Origin of the sequence: Clostridium beijerinckii (assembly GCF_018223745.1) — a bacterium.
Lineage (GTDB): Bacteria > Bacillota > Clostridia > Clostridiales > Clostridiaceae > Clostridium > Clostridium beijerinckii.
This window is the reverse complement of record NZ_CP073653.1, coordinates 1,395,208-1,415,817: the sequence shown is the minus strand read 5'-3', so window position 1 is coordinate 1,415,817 and position 20,610 is coordinate 1,395,208. Positions and strand designations below refer to the sequence as shown.

Genomic DNA, 20,610 nt, shown 5'->3' with positions numbered 1-20,610 from the left:
TCCCGCAAGATGCGGGATTATTTTATTCTTCGTGATGAGCTTTTACGTAATTGACAACATCTCCAACTGTTTTGAAGTTTTCAACGTCTTCGTCAGGTATTTCCATATCTAGTTCATCTTCTAGAGCCATTATAAGCTCAACTATATCTAATGAGTCCGCATTTAAATCTTCAATAAATGATGCTTCCATAACAACGCTTTCTACATCGATACTTAATTTATCAGCAATAATTGCTTGGATCTTTTCAAACATTTGTTTCACCTCCCAAGTTCTACATTTAGATAATATTATATATTGTTTAAATCGTCAATATTAGTTTCAATATATTTTAACTAATTTTCCGAAGAAAATTCATTTCTTATATCTTTTAATACATTATTATCATAGAAAATTTTAGTTTGTTTAATGGAATTCTTAAACGCTCTTGCATCAGAACTGCCATGAGCTTTTATACAAATTCCATCAACCCCCAAGAACGGAGCTCCACCATATTCCTTATAATCAAACTTTTTCATTATATTTTTTAGCACAGGTTTTAGCAGAACCACCCCTATTTTAGATATAATCGACGATTTAAGCACCTCATCTTTAATTATACCTAATATACTCGAAGCCGATCCTTCATACATCTTTAAAGCTGTATTCCCCACAAAACCATCACTTACTAAAATATTAGTGTCACCAGTAGGTATTTCTCTTGGCTCTATATTCCCTTTGAAGTTTATGGAACTTTCTTCCTTCAAAAGCTTAAAAGCAGCTTTTGTAAGTTCATTTCCCTTTTCTTCTTCTTCTCCAATATTTATAAGTCCTATAGTCGGATTTTTAACGCTGAAAACCTTTTGATAATATATTTTTCCCATCTTTGCAAATTGCACCAAAAATGAAGGTTTGCAATCTACATTAGCACCAACATCTACTATCATAAACTTTCCACGTCTTCCAGGCATTATAGGTGCAAGAGCAGGCCTTTCTATTCCTTTAATTCTACCTATTATCAGCGTACACCCAGCTAAAAATGCACCTGTACTGCCTCCTGATACAACAGCATCACAAATACCTTCCTTAACTAAGTTTAAAGCCTTAACTATACTTGAATCTTTCTTCTTTCGCAAAGCCATAACAGGATGCTCATTAGTTGAAATTACTTCCTTTGCATCTACCACAATAACTTTTTCCTTGGGATAAGTATATTTAGCTAATTCTATATTTAGAACCTCTTCTGGACCTGTAATATATAATTGGATATCATCATATGCCTTAAGAGCTTGAATAGCACCATCTATTACTGCTACAGGTGCATTATCTCCCCCCATGCCATCTATAGCTATTTTCATCTGAATACCTCCCTTCTTCCACTTTAATTATAAATAAATTAATTTAATTAATAAATAGAATATTTTCTTTTTTAGATAAAGATTATTTAACTTATACTTATGTGATATAGATAACCCAACTAAGACCTGAACTTATGTATATAACCCGCCGAAATGAATAACATACTTTTGTTCCAGTTTCTAGGTAATTATGATGGGTGATTCTAAGGCTATAAAGTTGCACCCAAAGTGCTAGCCTCAAAGAACAAGCTATGAACTAGCACATTTGGAACAACTTATAGCCAAAGAATCACATCCATCAAAATCACCAATGAAACATTCCACAAAAGTATATTACCCATTTCTAGTTGGGATATATTTCATAGTATAAATCTAACTTATAATTGGCTTATCTATATAGGGTTCCATATTGATACCAATACATATCTACTGTTCGAATTTCCTAAATACCAGCGATATTGAAATTTTATAAGTTTGAATATCATTGTGGAACCCTATAGTAAACCCAAAGTAGAAACATCTTTATTTCTCAGAACCATGAAAATTTCGCTAAGAAGTTTTAAGTATAAATTTAATAGCACAACATATATCTATATATATTTCTTTATATAAGAAAAGAAAGTCATAAAGACTTTCTTTTATTTTTCAGAAGCTACAACTTCCTTACCTTTATAATAACCACAATTTTTACATACTCTATGAGCAAGTTTCATTTCGTGGCATTGTGGACATTCAACTATGCCAGGTAAACTAGCTTTAAAAGTTTGAGCTCTTCTTGCTTTTACTTTAGCTTTTCCTGATTTTCTTGCTGGACAACCCATTCATTACACCTCCTTATTATCAAACAAACCTTTCAAGGCCTCAAAACGTATATCTACATCTTCTTTTTGACATGAACATGAATTGTGATTTAAGTTACATCCACATTCTTGACAAAGCCCTTTACAGTCGTTCTTGCAAACTCTTTTAATAGGTAGTGTTGAAATTATGCTACTTTCGACAATTTCTGTGATGTCTAAAACATCATCCATTACAACAATAGCTTCATCATCACCACTATCTCTATTAGTTGTAAACCTTTCTTCTATATCAATATCTATTGGATAGATAAAGGTATCTAAACATCTTGAACATATCATTTCTAAATCAGTTTTGATTTTAGCATTCAATATTAATATATCACCATCTGATAAGATATTCCCAACAACTTCAAAAGGTTTTATTGGTTTAATTATATCTCCTTCAAAATCAAATTGCGGTGCATCAAATATATAGTCAATTTTCTTGCTTCTATCTTTACCTGAAATAATATCTGAAATTTGTACTTTCATAAAATCACAGGATAACCATATAATAAAACTAATGTAAACTATATAATATCTCCTCTTTCACTCCTTAGCACATATATTTATAAAACAAACACAACTAATTATATAAATTGCGTGCTAAAAAGTCAAGAAATTTATTATAAATTCCTATTTCTCCATATGAAAGAAAACAACAAACTCATGATACAAATGTTTTTGTATCTATACTAACCGCTCCCCTTTACGTATATATTTTCTTCTATAAAGGAAGTACAGCCAAATATATTGTATAAAGCTATTGAAAAAACATGCTGATAAATTATAAATAAAAACCAATCAGCATGTTAACTCACCATTTTTTCAATTATGCCTTACTTAACTAATTCTAAAGTTTCTTTAGCAATCATTAATTCTTCGTTTGTAGGTATTACAACTACTTTTACCTTTGAAGTTTCTTTAGAAATTTCCATACCATCTCCGATATTATGACTTTCGTTCTTTTCTAAATCTACTTCTATTCCTAAGAATTCCATATTAGTTAAAGCTCTTGATCTTATTTCTGGAGCGTGTTCTCCTATTCCTGCTGTAAATACAATTGCATCTACACCACCCATTACGGCAGCATAAGCACCTATTTGCTTCTTAACTTGATATCCGAATATATCCATTGTAAGTAATGCTCTAGGATCATTATCATTTTCCACTGCACTTCTAATATCTCTAAAATCTGTTCCTATTCCTGATATACCTAGAACCCCTGATTTCTTATTTAAGATATCATTTACTTCATCTATAGAATATCCTTTTTCTTTTACTAAATAAGTAACTATTGCTGGATCTATGCTTCCAGATCTTGATCCCATTATAATACCATCTAATGGAGTGAATCCCATTGTAGTATCTACAGATTTTCCACCATCAACAGCTGTAATACTTACACCATTACCTATATGACAAGTTACTATCTTTAAATCGCTTATGTCTTTATTCATCAATTTTGCCATTTCACCTGCTACATACTTATGAGATGTACCATGGAATCCATATCTTCTTACGTGATCTTCTGTATATAATTCATATGGAAGAGCATACATAAACGCTTTTTCTGGCATAGTTTGATGGAATGCTGTATCAAATACTGCTACCATTGGAGTTTTTGGCATAAGAGCCTTACATGCATTTATTCCAATTATATTTGGAGGATTATGAAGTGGTGCTAATTTTGTAAATTCATCAAGTGCCTTAATTACTTCTTCATTAATTACTACTGAAGTTGCGTATTTTTCACCACCATGAACAACTCTATGTCCAACAGCTGATATCTCATCCATTGAACTTATTACACCATGGTTTTCATCAACTAAGCATTTTAAAACAAGTTCTATTGCATCTTGATGGTCTTTTAATGGCGTTTCAACTACATATTTATCTTTTCCTTCAACTTTTTGAGTCAATATTGACCCAGTAATTCCTATTCTTTCAACAAGTCCTTGAGCTAAAGACTCTTCATTACTCATATCAATAAGTTGATATTTTAGTGAAGAACTACCACAATTTATAACTAATACTTTCATAACTCTACTCTCCTTTTAACATTCAAACCTTTTGTATTTTTGTTTTAACAATCTATAAGCTAACTTACTTTAAATTATCTGTAAAAATAATACTTACTATTTGTTTGTTTGAGCTTGAACTGCTGTAAGCGCAACAACACTTACAATATCATCTGAGCTACAACCTCTTGATAAGTCATTGATTGGTTTTGCAAAACCTTGACAGATAGGTCCAATAGCTTCAGCATTTGCAAATCTTTGAACTAATTTATAACCTATATTTCCAGCTTGTAAATCTGGGAATACTAAAACATTAGCTTTTCCAGCAACAGTACTTTCTGGTGCCTTTTGAGCTGCTACTTTTCCAACTATAGCTGCATCTAATTGTAGTTCACCATCTATATCTAAGTCAGGTCTCATTTCTTTTGCTTTTTGAGTAGCATTTCTAACCTTATCAACTAATTCATTATCAGCACTTCCCATAGTAGAGAATGATAACATTGCCACCTTAGGTTCCATGTTACATAAATTCTTAGCTGTTTCTGCAGTGGCTATTGCAATTGCTGCTAATTGATCCTCGTTAGGGTTAGGGTTAACTGCACAGTCTGAGAATATTAATGTTCCTTCTTCACCATAAGATGATCCTGGAACTTGCATTATAAAGAAGCTCGAAACAACAGATACCCCTGGTGCTGTCTTTATAATTTGTAATCCTGGTCTTAATAAATCTCCAGTTGTGTGAATTGCTCCTGATACCATTCCATCTGCATCATCTAATTTAACCATCATCGTACCAAAATATAGAGGATCTCTGACTATTTTATCTGCCTTTTCCATTGTAACGCCTTTTGTCTTTCTAAGTTCATAGAAGGCTTCAATATACTTTTCTAATTTATCTGATTCATTTGGATCAATAATCTCAATTCCTGATAAATTTACATCTAATTCCTTTGCCTTATTATTTATTTCTTCTTTGTTACCTATTAAAATTGGGTAAGCTAATCCTAATTTTTGTATTTTTTCTGCAGCTGCTATATTTCTTTCCTCGTTTCCCTCTGGAAGAACAATTTTTTGTTTATTTGATTGTGCTGCAGTCCATATTTTTTTCATAAGGTCCATAATCTATTTATCTCCTCTCTATATCCTATCTCTAATACTAATATACTCCTTTATCAGTGCTTTTTTCAACACAAATTCTCTATAAAATAGAAGTCTTTAGATTTGAAATAATCTAAATTGTCAGACAATACTCCTGTAAAATAACAATATAGGAAAAGTATAATTTTTAACAATTAAATTTTATTTAAAATTATTTTATAATTTATTATTAAACGCTATCAAATGTTTTAAATTATTGACCTAATATATGAAAAATACATGTCTATTTCATATTATTTTCATTAACTTTTTCTTAAAAATCTATAGTATATTCATTCAACTAGCTGTGTATAATCTATTTTCTTGCCAATATTAAGCAATAATTAAAAATTCACCATTCTTTTAATGTTCTGAATATTTTTTAAACTACTTTTTAATAGAGTAATATTAAAAAAGTATATTTTTTAACAATAATTTTATAATATCTTATTGACATTTTACAAAAAATACACAACATATTAAACCTTAATAACTAATATTATAAAATTCCATAATATGCTATACTAGCTTTATAAAGGAGATGATTTTAATACTTACAGGAATAATTACAGAATATAATCCATTTCATAAAGGTCATGAATATCACCTTAGTAAAGCAAAATCCGACACAAACGCAGATGGCATAGTTTGTGTAATGAGTGGTAATTTTATGCAAAGAGGAATTCCAGCAATTATAGATAAATGGAAAAGAGCTGAAATGGCTATTAAAAATGGTGTTGATCTAGTTCTAGAGCTACCTCTAGTTTATTCCATTTCTTCTGCTGAACATTTTGCTTTCGGAAGCGTATCTCTTCTTAACTCGTTAGGCGTAATAGATCACTTATACTTTGGAAGCGAAGAAGGAAATGTATCTATATTAGAAGACATAGCCAAAGTTTTAGTTTCCGAGCCTTTAAATTATAAAAAACTTTTAAAAGATAATTTGGACTCTGGCTTACCTTTTCATTTGAGCCGAGCAAATGCACTTAAAGATTATTTAAACTCAAATAAATTATTAGATACAATATCAAATTCTAATAATATCTTAGGTATTGAATATATAAAATCTCTAATTCGTTTAAATAGCGCAATAGTTCCTAAAACCATCAAAAGAGAAGGTTCATTATATAACGATGTCAACATAAGCGCTTCATTTGCTTCTGCTACATCGATAAGAAAACATCTAAAAGAGAAATCTTTAAATGATTTAGCTGATATTATGCCAAAGGCGAGCTATGACATTCTGCTTAGTTTATCTTCTTCTAACTATCCTTTTATTTTTGAGGAAGATACCTTTAAATATATAAAATATAAATTACTCACTAACGAAAGATCTCTTTTAAATTTGCCAGATGTATCAGAGGGCATAGATAATAAAATATTAAAAGAAATTGTAAGATCCAATTCGCTTAACGAATTAATATTGAATTCAAAAAGCAAAAGATATACATACACGAGGATAAGTAGAATTCTTTTGCAAAGCTTTTTGAACCTTGAGAATTTTGATTTATTAAGCTTATCTAAGAGCCCCGCACCTTACGCAAGAGTTCTTGCTTTTAATTCTACAGGGCAAAGAATTCTAAAGAGTATAAAAGCTAATTCTAGTATAAATTTAATAACAAAGGTGCCAAGAAACAATCAATGTGATCATCTAAAAATAGATATCTTAGGAACAAAAGCATATTCACTGCTAAATCCAAAAATAAGTCCTATGGATGATTATTTAAAAGGGCCTTTTATAATATAGTAATATTTTACATAACCATGAGAATATAAATATTATTGATTGGAGTGATTTCATGATATATATTATTATCTTATGGTTTCTTATTATTAGCTTAATCTTTATTTTAATTAAACAACTTAATATCAAAAAAAATACTATCATTTGTATATTTATATCCGTCTTAATAGTTCTTTTTGTTTTAAACATAAACCAATGCATAGTCGCAGCTATTGATGGTTGTAAATTATGGTATAACTCAATATTGCCAACCACCTTTCCTTTTGTAGTTATATGTAATTTATTAATATACTACGATGGAATAAATCTTTATTCTAAATTTCTTGGGCCATTAATCTGCAAGCCATTAGGCCTTTCTAGAAATTGTTCCTTTCCAATCGTAGCAAGTATACTATGTGGCTATCCATTAGGTGCTAAATATTGTGTAGATTTATACAAGATGGAATATATAGATAGGAATGAATACGAAAGACTTTTAAACATAGCGTCTAACGTTGGTCCCCTGTTTTTAATCGGATCTGTTGCTGGAACTTTATTAGGGCATGTATCCTTAGGTTATATCTTGCTTCTAGGAAGCAATTTATCAATAATCATAATGGGATTTTTGACAAAAAAAAAGAGAAACTTAAATGCTCTAAGTTCTCTCCCTTGTCCTAAAAATGAAAGTATGAATTTCGGTAATGCTGTAAAAAATGCAGTTCAAAACGGAATAAACACCACATTATCTATAGGTGGTTTCATAATAATTTTTTCAGTTGTTATATCTCTTGTTAAAAACAATCCTTATATTCATATTGCATTTAGGCAGCTAGATAATGTTTTAAAACTGCCTTCCCAAACTTTATACAGTATATTTTTAGGAAGCATTGAAATGACTAATGGGTGCAGTATAATCTCTCCCCTAGAAATTTCTATCCCCTTGAAGCTTGGTATAATAAGCTTTTTAACTTCATTTTCTGGTCTTGCGGTAATCGCACAAGTAAGTTCTTTCGTAAGCGATACTAAGATAAATTATAGCAGATATATTTTTTTAAAAGTAATCCAAGGAATCGTTAGTTTTATTATAACTTATGGGTTATGCAAAGTGTTTCCTACAAGTATTTATACATCAAACTTACAAATGAGCCATTCTTCAAGTTTATTTGTATATATATATCCTGCATTAACTATACTGTTATTAACACTTTTATTAAGTATATTTAATAGAACCTTGAAATTATTTTTTCATACCGCGTAATTCTTTAATGTTCTCTTTTATAACATCGCATGTACCAGTTAAATTTGTATCTATCTCTTTAGCTACTACTTCAAAACTTTCTTGAAGGCTTTTTATTAATTTTATTTTGTGTTCTTCTAATTCCTGATCTAATTGGGTTAATATTTCATCAGAATAATCCCTAGACCCTAATCTTATAGCCTTGGCCTCTCTCTGTGCTGAGGCTATAATTTCTTGTGCTCTCCCCTTGGCTTCCCTCACTATATCGTGATTCTCGACATTCTGTCTCATCATAGTCATTGTTTCTTTTCTAACAGAATCATACTCTTTTTTAGCTTCATTAAGGATTCTTTCTCTCTCGTTCATAACCCATTCAGCTTTTTTAAATTGATCAGGCATATAGTTAATTATTTGATCTATTACATCAACAACTTCTCTTTTATCTATCATAACTTTACCGCTCATTGGCACTTTAGGTGAATTTTCCACCAAGTCTTGTAAATATTCTAATAACTCTATTATATTTACCTCCATTTTTTCCATAAAAACACTCCTTAGATATTTATTCTATAAATGCTCAAAATACCAGGAACAAATCTTAATCTAGTATTTTTAATTGCTTTTAGTATTATTAATATCATTAATTTCAAGTCAATGCGCCTGCTTAAACACAGCACATTCTAATTACGAAAATACTTTTCCTTAAAAAATCACCATTTATAGATTTATTCTGGACATTATATCTGAAATAATTTCATTGGGAACAAGTCCACTAATATCTCCTCCAAACCTTGCCACCTGCTTAACAGTTGAGGAACTAATATGTATATTTTTAGCCGATGACATCATACATACAGTTTCGGTATCATCATCTAATTCTTTATTAATAAACGCCATTTGAAATTCATACTCAAAATCAGAAGCTGTTCTTAATCCCTTTAATATTATATTAGTCTTACATTCTTTTAGAAAATTAACTAAAAGCCCATCAAAGCTTCGTATTTCAACATTCTCAATATCTCTTGTCACTCTTTTTATAAGCTCAACTCTTTCGCTGCTTTCAAAAAGATATTTCTTATCAACATTAACTAATACTGCAACTATTACTTTATCAAAGACCTTTGCTCCTCTTTTTATAATATCGAGATGTCCATTTGTTATAGGATCAAAGCTCCCAGGGTACACTGCAACTCTCATTTTTTACTTCTCCTCATGCTTGTAATAACATACTGTTGTATTTCCATACTTCTTACTTTTTGTTAATCTTATATCTTTATACCCTTCATAAATCTCTTCAATAGTATCTATTTTAGTAACTATTATTCCATCGTTCTTTAAAATTTCATTATCCTTAACAATTTTCATAGCTTCTGGAATCATTTCTTTGCAATAAGGTGGATCAATAAATATTATGTCAAATTTCTTTCCCTTCTTCGCAAGATTCTTTAAGCCTTCATAAGCATCTATATTCATAGGAAAACAGAAATCTTGAAATTTAAGGCTTTCTACATTTTCCTTTAATAAAGGAAAAGTCACAGAGCTTTTATCAAATAAATAAACTTCACTTGCCCCTCTGCTTGCCGCTTCTAATCCAAGGCTTCCTGTCCCAGCAAAAACGTCTACAACTACTGCCTCTGGTATATACATTTGAACTGAACTAAACATAGCCTCTTTAACTCTATCTAATGTAGGCCTTGTTTCCATTGTAGCTGGAGGTATTAATTTATGTCCTCTTGCTTTTCCTGCTATTATTCTCAAAATTTTATTCCTCCTAAAATAAGCATATAAGAAAATCTACTCTCTAGATTTTTAATTTACAATTTAAAATTAAACTTAATTATACACTCCGTACTCTTTTCATACGTGAAAAGTTCCTAATTGCGCTTCGCAGTCTTTTCAAAAGTGAAATGATCTTAATTGCACTTCGTGCTCTTTTCATAGGTGTATATTTTATATATTAACATATCTATACATAATATTTCAAATTAATTAAAGCAAATATATTTACTACTTTTTTTCAAATTTTTACTAAGTTCATTAATTATTTCCCTATTTACCTCAAATTCGTTTTGTAAAATGTTATTCGCCTCTAATTTAGCACATCTTAAAATCTTCATATCATCATAAAGATTTGCAAGTACAAAGCCTTCATCACCACTTTGCTTCTTACCAAACATTTCTCCTGCCCCTCTGAGTTCTAAATCTTTTTCTGATATTAAAAACCCATCACTACATTCTGTCATTATCTGCATCCTTTTTTTAGTCACATTACTTTTAGCCTTTGCTATTAATATACAATAAGATGAATACTGACCTCTTCCAACTCTTCCTCTTAATTGATGTAACTGTGATAGCCCAAATCGTTCTGCATTTTCAACAATCATTACAGATGCATTAGGAACATTAACCCCCACCTCAATTACAGTTGTTGATATTAGAACATTAACTTCATTGCTCTTGAATCTTTTTATTATTTCATCTTTTTCAGAGCCTTTCATTTTTCCATGAAGTATCTCAACCTTTAGTTCCTTAAAAATTCCACTGGTAAGTTTATTATATAAAGTTTCTACTGAATTTAACTCCTCTTTTTCATCCTCTTCAATAAGAGGGCATACAATATATACTTGTCGGCCTTTTTTTATCTCATCATATGCCAAATCATAAGCTATATCTCTTTGATTATCAGCATAAAATCTAGTATCTATTTTCTTTCTCCCAGGTGGCAGTTCATCAATTATAGATACATCAAGATCTGAATATAAGTATAATGCCAATGTTCTTGGAATTGGAGTAGCTGTCATAACTAAGCAATCAGCCCTTTTTCCTTTGTTTATAAGTTTACTCCTTTGCTCAACACCAAATCTATGCTGCTCATCAGTTACTATAAGCCCTAACTTTCCAAATTCAACATCATCTTGGAAAAGTGCATGAGTTCCTATCACTAAAATTGGTTCTTTAGTTCTAATTCTTTCTTTGATCCTCTGCTTTTCTTTTGCTGAAGTTGTTCCTGTTAATAATTCGATTTCTATATTAAATTCATCATAAACTTTCCTTGCTTCTTCAAAGTGTTGATTTGCAAGAATCTCTGTTGGAGCCATAAATGCACATTGATAACCATTTTTGATCACATTAAAAATAGCTATAAGTGCAATTATTGTCTTTCCACTACCAACATCTCCTTGTATAAGTCTATTCATTGATGAATTTGATTTTTGATCTCTCAATATTTCACGTATAACTCTTGTTTGAGCATTAGTAAGAGGAAATGGTAACTTCTCTTTAAATAAGCTAAGTTCATCTACCCACTGAAAAAGTCTACCATTTTTGTTTTTCTTAATTTTATGTTTAAGAAGCAGTAACTTTAGTGAATATGTAAATAATTCCTGAAATTTAAGTCTTATTATAGCCTTTTCCAGCACTTCCTTATTATCAGGAAAATGGACGCTTCTAATAGCTTCATTTAATGAAATTAGAGAATATTTATCTAATATATTTTGCGGTAAATTCTCCTTAACTGCCATCTTGGACAAAATTTCATTAATTAATTTTTCAAACAACTTATTGCTTATATCACCTTTTAGAGGATATTTAGGTATGATCTCATTCGAAATAGCTTCTTCACATGTCACCATAGGATTAACCACCTCTAAAGTATTTCCTACCCTTTTAAATTTACCCATCAAATTATATATTTCTCCTATTTTAAAGGAATTTTTTATATACCTTTGATTAAACCACTTTCCAGATACTTTGTGCCCATTATAATCAAATTCTACAGTTGTTAATAATTTACCAGTTTTAGTTTTTACATCGCTTCTAAATCTAATGACTTTACACTTTAAAATCTGCTTGTCTTCTCCTGTAATATTTTCAAATTCCACATTACTATCTACAAATTCATAATCTCTTGGAAAATATAACAGAATATCTAGTATATTAAAAATTCCACATCTATTTAATTTTTCTGTGGCCTTTGGGCCTACTCCTTTTAATGTTGAAATATTGCTATATATATCCAAAGCCCTTCTCTTCCTCCCTAAACAATAAGAGCACCTAGCATTAGGCGCCCTTACTATTTCTTATTCTACTGATATTAAAAAGTAATATAGTGGTTGATTTCCTTTGTAAAATTGAATATCTAAATCTTCGTACTTTTCTTGTAACTCAACCTCGAATTCATTTGCATCTTCATCACTTACATCTTCACCATAATATACAGTAATAAGTTCACTTTCATCATCTATCATATCTTCTAGAACTTTACCGGCAACAACCTTCTTGTCCTCGCCTACCTCTTTTATTTTACCTTCTACAAGTCCTAACATATTTCCTTGTTTAATATCTATTCCATCAATTTCTGTATCACGGACTGCGTATGTCACCGAACCAGTTTTAACTACTTCAATTGTATCCTTTAAATTAGTGAAATTTTCTTCAACTTCAGAATCATAGTTAAACATTGTGGCACATGCTATTCCTTGAGGAATAGTTGTTGTAGGTACTACTAATATATTTTTACTTGATATTTCTGCCGCCTGATTAGCCGCCATAATTATATTCTTATTGTTCGGCATAATGAAAATATGTTCAGCATTTATTTTCTCAACAGCATCTAAAATATCCTGAGTAGACGGATTCATTGTCTGGCCACCTTCAATGACATAATCTATTCCTAAGTCCTTAAAGATATTTGAAATTCCATCTCCCATAGCAACTGTTATAAAGCCATACTTTTTCTTTTCGCCATCACCAACTTCATCTTCAGACGAAGTTTCTGTTAATTCCTTAGTATTTATTAATAACTCTCTGTGCTCTTCTCTCATATTATCAATCTTTATCTTTGATAATTCCCCTATAGCAACTGCCTTTGATAAGACCAATCCAGGATCATTAGTATGTATGTGCACCTTTATAACATCATCATATCCAACAACTATCATGGAATCTCCAAGGCTCTCTATCTCATTTTGGAAATCTTGTGCACGTTTAGCGTCACCAAGTATTATAAATTCAGTACAATACCCAAACTTTATATCAATTTCTTCTGTAGATTTAGCTAAAGTACCATTTGCGCCACTTATTTTTATATCACTTAATTCAGCTTTAATATCATTCTTTAATGCTTCAAACATACCTCTAAGTATAATGTAAAGCCCCATTCCACCTGAATCTACTACTTTAGCCTTTTTTAGTGCGGGTAATAATTCTGGAGTTCTATCTAACATTTCTTTTGATTTAACTGTTATCTCTTCCATAAAGCCAACCATATCCTTAGCATCAGATGACACTGCTGCTTCAGCAGCGGCTCTAATTACAGAAAGTATAGTACCTTCAGTCGGTCTCATTACAGCTTTGTATGCTGACTTTGATCCCTCTGAAAAGGCTACTGCAAACTCCTCAATATCTACTTCTTTTTTTCCTTCTAGACCTTTAGAAAAACCTCTAAGTATTTGCGATAATATAACACCAGAGTTACCCCTAGCTCCCATTAAAGCACCTTTAGCTAATTTTTTTGATATTTCCCCTATAGAATCACTATCCATATCTTCTATCTCTTTAACTGCTGCCTTAAACGTCATAGACATATTAGTTCCAGTATCTCCGTCTGGAACAGGAAATACGTTAAGTGCATTTACGAAATCACTTTGCTCTAGCAATTTATTGCTAGCATTCACAACCATGTTATAAAAATCATGGCCATTTATCTTTGTATATTCCATTTAGTTTAACCTCCTAAACTCTAACCGCTTGCACATTTACTGTTATGGACGACACCTTAAGTCCTGTATAGTTTTCAACACTATAGCGTACTTTTTGAATTATATTATTAGATATAACCGATATCTTTGTTCCGTATTCAACCATTACAAATAATTCTATTTGTAATTTCTTCTCGCTTGTTAGCTGTATCTTTACACCTTTACTAAAATTTTCTATACCAATAAGTTCCCAAAAGCCTTCACTGGCATTTCTAGAAACCATTCCAACTACTCCATAACATTCCATTGTGGATAATCCAACAATTTTTGCTATAACTTCCTCTGAATAATTTATATTACCATTTTCGTTTGAAAATCCAACCATCCATATTCCTCCTAAATTCTTATATCTTATTTTCTATTCTATATTTACATCTTATTTTCTATTCTATATTAGAACAATATTTTATTCAAGTATTCAAAAAATATACACCTTTAAAAAGAGCACGAAGTGCAATTACGATCATTTACCTTTATAAAAAGCGCGCAGCGCAACCAAGATCATTTTTCCTTAAAAAAAACACAAACTGAAATTAAGATCCTTCCATCTAAAAAGCACGCATATATGAAAAATTTCAAAGCACAGTTAGAAACTTATTATGCGTAATCAAGTCCTTTCCCTAGAGAAAAGAATCGAATCTAATTAAGATAATTCTCCCTTTAGAAAACATACAGTATAGCTATATCTTTTTTCTCTTAAAACCGCAGTGCAACCAAGATCATAAAATAAGAAAAAAGTACTCACATAGAAAAAAGTGCAAAGCACAATTCGAACTTATTAACTACAATCAAGCTTACTTCCTAGAAAAAAGAATCGAGTCCAATTAAGATAATTCTCCCTTTAGAAAAAATAAAGTACAACCAAATCATTTCCCCCTATGAAAAAGCATAAACTGCAACCTAGATCATAAATTTATAAAAAACATACATACGAAAAGAGTGTAGATCACAATTCAATACTAACTAACTGCAATCAAGATCTTTTCCCCAGAAAAAAGTATTAAGTCCACTCAAGATTATACTCCACTTAGAAAACATAAAGTACAACCACATCATTTCCTTCTCTTCTTTAAAAATCTATCTCTACAAAGTCTTTCCTTCTAAAAAGTTTTTAAAACATAATCAAGAGAATAATTTACCTATGAAATAAATATATATATTGCAAAAATAATTCTTCATCATAATTCTAAAAATATTTCAAGAATTTTGGCCGTAATTGTGAATTGTGAATTACAACATAATACATATCAAATTTCGGCAGGTATTCACATAAGTTTCATTTTCGCTGTAAAGCCGCATATTAACTGCCAATACATAATTTTTAATTTATAATTAATAATTTATCTTGCCTATTACATTTTCCTATGATATAATTTACACTGTCCTATTGAAGATGATTATCTTTGGAATATAAGGAGGTGTTTTCTAATGGCAAGAAGATGCGAAATTTGTGATAAGGGTGTTGTAGCTGGAGTAAGCTATAGCCATTCACATCGTCAATCAAAGAGAACTTGGGCTCCTAACATAAAGAAAGTAAAAGCTTTAGTTAACGGAACACCAAAAACTGTTCATGTATGTACAAGATGCCTTAGATCTGGAAAGGTTCAAAGAGCAATATAAGTTCATAATAAAAAATGCAATTGTTATCCCAATTGCATTTTTTATTTTTAAGGCATATGAAAGAAAATAACGAGTCTAAAATGCCATGGTTATTTTTCATCAGGCGAAGAAGCAGATCGGGCTCATAGCGAGCCTATTAGTTCAATCTGTTGATGAAGCATGATGAAAAGAGCAGCTATGCTGCAACAAGGAACTTTTCTTGGCAGATGGACTTGTTATTTTTTTTGATTACGCCTAAAGCTATTTAGAAAGCTTAAAACTAAATTATACATTATGTACTTCTAGCCTTTTTTTCTAAAAAACTTTATTATATTAGATAGAAACTTAGGTAGTTTAAAAGCTATTATTTTCATTTACAAGTCCTCCCAAATATTAATATATTAAAAATTAAAATGAAAATTTAATCCGTCTTATTATATTAATATTCAGTTACTACTCAAAATGTTCCACTTTTAAATATAAAAAATAATTAAATAAGTTCATGAATATTTAGTCTATGGAATGAATAACTAATAACTCTCCTTTTTCATAAGTTATATCTATTGGTGTATCAATAAATTCATTACATATAGCTCGTGGATCTAATAAACCCAAATCATAACTTGGTAGATCGTATTTTCCACCACTAATTTGAAGTTTGCTTACTTTATCGCTTAATGCATGAAATGATATATTTTCACCATATTTGCCGTATAACCTCATTTTATTTTCTCCAAGGTAAAGTCTATTATTATCGTCTAATATTTCTAAATTAGCACCTTTTTTTTTCGTAGTTAGCATAAGTCCTATATTTCCTAGTGTATGATCCATTCTAGTTCCAGTTGCCCCGAATAGATATATCTTTTCTGCGCCTCTTTTTATCGCTTCCATAACTGCAATTTCAGTGTCAGTATAATCTTTCTCTGGTTGAAATTCCAAGACTTCCTTAACCTTTAACTTCATATTATCTAAAATTTCCTTTTTGGCAGAGTCAAAATCACCTAAAAGCAAGTCTGGAATAATATTATAATTATAAAGGCATTCACTTCCCTTATCAGCTGCTATTATAAATTCAACTTCACTAATATATTTCTTTAGTAACTTCTCTGAAGGTGGGTTTCCTCCACTTACAATTGCAACATTCAAATTATTACCCCCTTAGAGCTTTTATATTCTCATCAATTTCCCCACCATTAAACACTGCTGAACCTGCAACAATGACATTTGCACCTGCTTCTATAACCTCTTTAACATTTGTCTTATCAATACCACCATCAACTTCTATTAAAAGCCCTGGGTTCAATCTATCACTAAGTTCTTTTATCTCTCTAATCTTATCTAGAGAATAAGGTATGAATTTTTGTCCTCCAAATCCTGGATTAACAGACATTATCAACACCATATCTAAACTTGGTATTAAATCTTTCAATACACTTGTTGGAGTTCCTGGATTTAAAGAAATCGCTGCTTTTTTTCCTTTTGACTTAATATAATTAATTGTTCTATCTATATGTTTATCTGCTTCATGATGAATTGTAATTATATCAGCCCCAGCCTCTATAAAAGCATCTATGTAATTTGATGGATTATTTATCATTAAATGAACGTCAAATAACTTCTTTGTTCTATTTCTAATAGATTTTATAACTGGTAAACCAAAAGATATATTAGGAACAAAAGATCCATCCATTACATCTATATGAATAAAATCTGCTCCTCCTTTATCTATTCTTTCTATGTCCTCTCCTAATTTTGAAAAATCCGCTGATAATATTGATGGTGCAATCTTTACCATTTATTTTTTTCCTCCTCAATTATTTCTTCTAATGCTCTTACATAAAATTCGTATCTGTATCTATTAATCTTTTCGCTTTCTACAGCCTCTTTTAGAGCACAATTTGGTTCTTTATAATGTAAACAGCCTCTATATTTACACTTATCATTATACTGTGTAAATTCAGGAAAACAATATTTTAAAGAATTTTTATCCATTAAATCCTTTATTTCTAGTGTAGAAAATCCTGGGGTATCAACGATATATCCGTCCGCTACCTCAATTAATTCACTATGCCTTGTAGTATGCTTCCCTCTTCCAAGCTTCTCGCTTACATTACCTGTTTCCATATGTTCTTTGTTTGAAAGCTTATTTATTAATGTTGACTTTCCTGCCCCTGATGGTCCACAAAAAACTGTTATATTTCCTCTAATCTTTTCTTCTAACCGCTCTATTCCTATTCCTTTCTTAGCATTTATAAAGAGAACTTCATAACCTATGACATTTATTCGCTTCTTTATTTCTTCTCTTTCTTCTTCCGATACTAAATCTATCTTATTCAAGCAAACTATAACCTCAATGTTATTATATTCACATAGAATCAAAAACTTATTTAATAAATCAAAATTTATGTCTGGATTCTTAACTGCAAAAACAACAAATGCTAAAGAAACATTTGCCACCGTGGGTCTAACCAATTGAGATTTTCTATTATGTATCTCTTCAATAACGCCTTTTCCATGTTCCATCTTAATTGTAACATCATCCCCTACCATAGGCTTTATGTCTTTATGTCTAAATTTCCCCCTGGCTTTGCATTCTATTAAGCCTTGATCTGTCTTAATATAATAAAAGCCTCCTATGCCCTTTATTATTTTTCCATTCATAATTTCCCTCCATAACTTATAAAATAAATTTATATATTCTTTTATAGAATGTAATATATGCTGCAATGATAAATTAGATAAATTTAAGTTTAAGATTTTAATAAGCCAAGTGCCTAAATACAACTAGAACTTAGCAACTTAATTGCAAAATATATTAAATTTCTAAATTAGTATTTTCTATCATAGTATATTTTCTTTTTAGAGATTTAATGTAGGTTTAAATACAAATATATATTGCAAAAATAATTCTTCATCATAATTCTAAAAATATTGTAAGAATTTTAACCGTAATTGTGAATTGCAACATATATATCATATAAGGAGAGGTTTTTATCAACCTCTCCTTACCTTATTATTGATGGTTTTGATTTGATGTTTTAGTTTGAGTGTTGTTTTGGCTGTTATTTGTATCATCCCATGGACCTGTAGGATTAGTTGTACCTGGAGTATTAGGAGTCTTTCCTGGTGTATCAGTAGTAGTACCACCTGTTCCTCCAGTATTTTTATCAGGAGTACTTCCATTTCCACCCGGTTTAGTATTTCCTTGAGTAGGATTATTAGTTACAGGTGGATCTTGTTTTGCAACATATTTACCAACTGTTATAACAATTGTAGTTCCCTGCTCCACTCTATTTCCTTCTCCTGTTTGTTTTAAAACTTTACCATTTTGACTCTCATCTTGTGTTTCTTGGGAATTTACAGATACTTTTAAACCAGCATCTTGTAATTCGCCTGTAGCTGTATCTTGGTCTTTACCAACTACGCTAGGTACTTTTGTAGTCTTAACTTCCGGTCCTTTACTTACAACAACTGTTATTTTATCATCTGCTGTTACTTCAGTATCTTTTTTCGGAGTTTGACTTATTATTTGTCCCTCTGGTACACTATCGCTAAAAGCTTCGCTTTTATCACTAATCTTAAGTCCAAAGGATTTTAAAATAGTAGTTGCAGTATCTATATCATACTCCTTCAAATCAGGCATTTTAAGTTTTGTTGCTCCTCCACTTACAATAACCCTAATCTGACTTTTTTCTTTAACCTTAGTTCCAGCATCCGGATTCATCTTAAGAATAGTTCCTTCTGGCTGATCGCTTGCTTCAGTTCCACCTTCCACTAAAACTAAATTTATAGCTTCAAGTGCTTTCTTTCCATCATCAACATTCTTTCCTACTATATTAGGAACCTCAACTTCTTTGCTGTTAGCACTAGCAGAACTAACCATTTTAAAAGCTGCAACACCTAAAACTATTAACAATAATGCTAAAACTACACCTATTGTTATTTTCATTATTCTCTTCTTGTTTATTCCACTGCCTTTTTCATCTTCATCGTCTTCGTAGTAATAATCATCATCGTCTTCATCATCATAGTCATCATCTTTTTTATTAGGCAACTTTTCCTCTTGCTTTGCTATCTGTTCGGTCACAGCAGACATTATTATAGTATGATCATTGTCGTCTTCTTTATCTATCTTTGCATTAGGATCATCCTTTATTCTTTGGAGATCTGAGATCATTTCTTTAGCATTCTGATATCTCTTAATAGGATCCTTTTCCATTGACTTTAAAATTAATTGATTTAAACTCTCAGGAATCTTTGAATTAACACTTTTTGGCGGAACAACTTCTTCTTGAAGATGTTTTAAAGCTATAGTTACAGCAGTATCTGCTTGGAATGGGAGATTTCCAGTAACCATCTCATATAATACAACTCCTAATGAATATAAGTCCGTTCTACAATCAATAAAATTTCCTTTTGCTTGTTCTGGAGAAAGATAATGAGCAGATCCCATTATTGTACTAGTATTTGTAATAGTTTCAGAATTTGATGATTTTGCTATTCCAAAATCAGTTACTTTCATAACTCCATCTTCTGTTACTAAAATATTTTGTGGCTTAACATCTCTATGTATTATATTGTTTCTATGAGCACAATCTAAAGCTTTGGCTATTTGAATTGCAACTGATATAGCTGTTTCATAATTCATCTTTCCAACTTGTTTTATAATATCTTTTAATGTTTTTCCTTTAACATATTCCATTACAATATAATTTATTTCATCCTGTGTTCCTACATCTAGTATATTTACTATATTATTGTCAGATAAGGCTGCAACAGCTGTTGCTTCACCTTTAAATTTTTCTACAATATCAGGGTTGTCGCAAAGTTCTTTCTTAAGTATTTTAACTGCAACAAACCTATTTAATTTATTGTCTCTTGCCTTAAATACTTCTGACATTCCGCCTTCCCCTATTTTTTCTAACAACTCGTATCTGTTTCCAAGTACAATTCCATCCAT

Annotated in this window: 19 protein-coding genes; 3 read left to right on the top strand and 16 right to left on the bottom strand. The window is 30.6% G+C overall.

Annotated elements, in window-relative coordinates; all coding sequences use genetic code 11:
- Positions 1–22 precede the first annotated feature (22 nt).
- From acpP to pta, 6 genes are all read right to left on the bottom strand, one after another.
- Positions 23–253 carry an acyl carrier protein gene (gene acpP / locus KEC93_RS06500; RefSeq protein WP_009169140.1) on the bottom strand — a complete coding sequence of 77 codons (231 nt, stop codon included), beginning with the start codon at positions 251–253 and terminating at the stop codon, positions 23–25.
- 80 nt (positions 254–333) lie between these two features.
- A complete protein-coding gene (plsX, locus tag KEC93_RS06495) occupies positions 334–1,335 on the bottom strand; it encodes a phosphate acyltransferase PlsX (RefSeq protein WP_077869861.1) in 1,002 nt (333 codons plus the stop codon).
- Positions 1,336–1,973: 638 nt separating this feature from the next.
- Complete coding sequence (rpmF, locus tag KEC93_RS06490) at positions 1,974–2,156, bottom strand: 50S ribosomal protein L32 (protein ID WP_011968506.1); 183 nt, start codon at positions 2,154–2,156, stop codon at positions 1,974–1,976.
- Between the two features lie 3 nt (positions 2,157–2,159).
- Positions 2,160–2,666, bottom strand: coding sequence for a YceD family protein (locus tag KEC93_RS06485; protein ID WP_011968505.1), 507 nt, complete (start codon positions 2,664–2,666; stop codon positions 2,160–2,162).
- 347 nt (positions 2,667–3,013) lie between these two features.
- Positions 3,014–4,216, bottom strand: a complete 1,203-nt coding sequence (locus KEC93_RS06480) for an acetate kinase (protein WP_011968504.1) — start codon at positions 4,214–4,216, stop codon at positions 3,014–3,016.
- A 96-nt stretch (positions 4,217–4,312) separates the two neighbouring features.
- Entirely contained in the window at positions 4,313–5,314 is a 1,002-nt protein-coding gene (pta, locus tag KEC93_RS06475; protein WP_011968503.1) for a phosphate acetyltransferase, read from the bottom strand.
- 559 nt (positions 5,315–5,873) lie between these two features.
- On the opposite strand from pta, the gene KEC93_RS06470 reads away from it, so the two are divergent.
- Together KEC93_RS06470 and ylbJ are read left to right on the top strand one after the other, a co-directional pair.
- Entirely contained in the window at positions 5,874–7,079 is a 1,206-nt protein-coding gene (locus KEC93_RS06470) for a nucleotidyltransferase (RefSeq protein WP_039772275.1), read from the top strand.
- Between the two features lie 52 nt (positions 7,080–7,131).
- Positions 7,132–8,313, top strand: a complete 1,182-nt coding sequence (gene ylbJ / locus KEC93_RS06465) for a dipicolinic acid transporter SpoVV (RefSeq protein WP_077869205.1) — start codon at positions 7,132–7,134, stop codon at positions 8,311–8,313.
- Here the strand turns inward: ylbJ and KEC93_RS06460 are convergent.
- From KEC93_RS06460 to KEC93_RS06435, 6 genes are all read right to left on the bottom strand, one after another.
- On the bottom strand, positions 8,293–8,835 hold the full coding sequence (locus KEC93_RS06460; RefSeq protein ID WP_011968500.1) for an ATPase: 543 nt from the start codon (positions 8,833–8,835) through the stop codon (positions 8,293–8,295). The genes ylbJ and KEC93_RS06460 overlap by 21 nt on opposite strands.
- 174 nt (positions 8,836–9,009) lie before the next feature.
- Positions 9,010–9,489: a pantetheine-phosphate adenylyltransferase gene (coaD, locus tag KEC93_RS06455; protein ID WP_011968499.1), complete on the bottom strand. Its 480-nt coding sequence runs from the start codon at positions 9,487–9,489 to the stop codon at positions 9,010–9,012.
- Between the two features lie 3 nt (positions 9,490–9,492).
- Positions 9,493–10,050 carry a 16S rRNA (guanine(966)-N(2))-methyltransferase RsmD gene (gene rsmD, locus KEC93_RS06450; protein ID WP_077869204.1) on the bottom strand — a complete coding sequence of 186 codons (558 nt, stop codon included), beginning with the start codon at positions 10,048–10,050 and terminating at the stop codon, positions 9,493–9,495.
- A 227-nt stretch (positions 10,051–10,277) separates the two neighbouring features.
- Positions 10,278–12,311, bottom strand: coding sequence for an ATP-dependent DNA helicase RecG (gene recG / locus KEC93_RS06445; RefSeq protein ID WP_077869203.1), 2,034 nt, complete (start codon positions 12,309–12,311; stop codon positions 10,278–10,280).
- Between the two features lie 60 nt (positions 12,312–12,371).
- Entirely contained in the window at positions 12,372–14,012 is a 1,641-nt protein-coding gene (locus tag KEC93_RS06440) for a fatty acid kinase ATP-binding subunit FakA (RefSeq protein ID WP_077869202.1), read from the bottom strand.
- A 13-nt stretch (positions 14,013–14,025) separates the two neighbouring features.
- Positions 14,026–14,376 (bottom strand): Asp23/Gls24 family envelope stress response protein, encoded by a 351-nt coding sequence (locus KEC93_RS06435; protein ID WP_017210764.1) that lies wholly within the window; start codon positions 14,374–14,376, stop codon positions 14,026–14,028.
- A gap of 1,103 nt (positions 14,377–15,479) precedes the next feature.
- On the opposite strand from KEC93_RS06435, the gene rpmB reads away from it, so the two are divergent.
- Complete coding sequence (gene rpmB / locus KEC93_RS06430) at positions 15,480–15,671, top strand: 50S ribosomal protein L28 (protein WP_008424849.1); 192 nt, start codon at positions 15,480–15,482, stop codon at positions 15,669–15,671.
- Positions 15,672–16,160: 489 nt separating this feature from the next.
- Here the strand turns inward: rpmB and KEC93_RS06425 are convergent, their stop codons facing one another.
- From KEC93_RS06425 to pknB, 4 genes are all read right to left on the bottom strand, one after another.
- Complete coding sequence (locus KEC93_RS06425; protein ID WP_077869201.1) at positions 16,161–16,796, bottom strand: thiamine diphosphokinase; 636 nt, start codon at positions 16,794–16,796, stop codon at positions 16,161–16,163.
- Positions 16,797–16,800: 4 nt separating this feature from the next.
- A complete protein-coding gene (gene rpe, locus KEC93_RS06420; protein ID WP_039772286.1) occupies positions 16,801–17,445 on the bottom strand; it encodes a ribulose-phosphate 3-epimerase in 645 nt (214 codons plus the stop codon).
- Positions 17,439–18,311: a ribosome small subunit-dependent GTPase A gene (rsgA, locus tag KEC93_RS06415; RefSeq protein WP_017210766.1), complete on the bottom strand. Its 873-nt coding sequence runs from the start codon at positions 18,309–18,311 to the stop codon at positions 17,439–17,441. The genes rpe and rsgA overlap by 7 nt, the downstream gene beginning before the upstream one ends.
- 352 nt (positions 18,312–18,663) lie before the next feature.
- Positions 18,664–20,610, bottom strand: coding sequence for a Stk1 family PASTA domain-containing Ser/Thr kinase (gene pknB / locus KEC93_RS06410; RefSeq protein ID WP_017210767.1), 1,947 nt, complete (start codon positions 20,608–20,610; stop codon positions 18,664–18,666).

Bases quoted from the DNA above. Each gene is read 5' to 3' on its own strand.
- pta (WP_011968503.1), bottom strand. From the start codon at position 5,314: ATGGACCTTATGAAAAAAATATGGACTGCAGCACAATCAAATAAACAA.
- rpe (WP_039772286.1), bottom strand. From the start codon at position 17,445: ATGGTAAAGATTGCACCATCAATATTATCAGCGGATTTTTCAAAATTA.
- ylbJ (WP_077869205.1), top strand. From the start codon at position 7,132: ATGATATATATTATTATCTTATGGTTTCTTATTATTAGCTTAATCTTT.
- KEC93_RS06460 (WP_011968500.1), bottom strand. From the start codon at position 8,835: ATGGAAAAAATGGAGGTAAATATAATAGAGTTATTAGAATATTTACAA.
- pknB (WP_017210767.1), bottom strand. From the start codon at position 20,610: ATGGATGGAATTGTACTTGGAAACAGATACGAGTTGTTAGAAAAAATA.
- KEC93_RS06485 (WP_011968505.1), bottom strand. From the start codon at position 2,666: ATGAAAGTACAAATTTCAGATATTATTTCAGGTAAAGATAGAAGCAAG.
- coaD (WP_011968499.1), bottom strand. From the start codon at position 9,489: ATGAGAGTTGCAGTGTACCCTGGGAGCTTTGATCCTATAACAAATGGA.
- rpmF (WP_011968506.1), bottom strand. From the start codon at position 2,156: ATGGGTTGTCCAGCAAGAAAATCAGGAAAAGCTAAAGTAAAAGCAAGA.
- plsX (WP_077869861.1), bottom strand. From the start codon at position 1,335: ATGAAAATAGCTATAGATGGCATGGGGGGAGATAATGCACCTGTAGCA.
- KEC93_RS06480 (WP_011968504.1), bottom strand. From the start codon at position 4,216: ATGAAAGTATTAGTTATAAATTGTGGTAGTTCTTCACTAAAATATCAA.
- rpmB (WP_008424849.1), top strand. From the start codon at position 15,480: ATGGCAAGAAGATGCGAAATTTGTGATAAGGGTGTTGTAGCTGGAGTA.
- KEC93_RS06435 (WP_017210764.1), bottom strand. From the start codon at position 14,376: ATGGTTGGATTTTCAAACGAAAATGGTAATATAAATTATTCAGAGGAA.
- rsgA (WP_017210766.1), bottom strand. From the start codon at position 18,311: ATGAATGGAAAAATAATAAAGGGCATAGGAGGCTTTTATTATATTAAG.
- KEC93_RS06470 (WP_039772275.1), top strand. From the start codon at position 5,874: ATGATTTTAATACTTACAGGAATAATTACAGAATATAATCCATTTCAT.
- KEC93_RS06440 (WP_077869202.1), bottom strand. From the start codon at position 14,012: ATGGAATATACAAAGATAAATGGCCATGATTTTTATAACATGGTTGTG.
- acpP (WP_009169140.1), bottom strand. From the start codon at position 253: ATGTTTGAAAAGATCCAAGCAATTATTGCTGATAAATTAAGTATCGAT.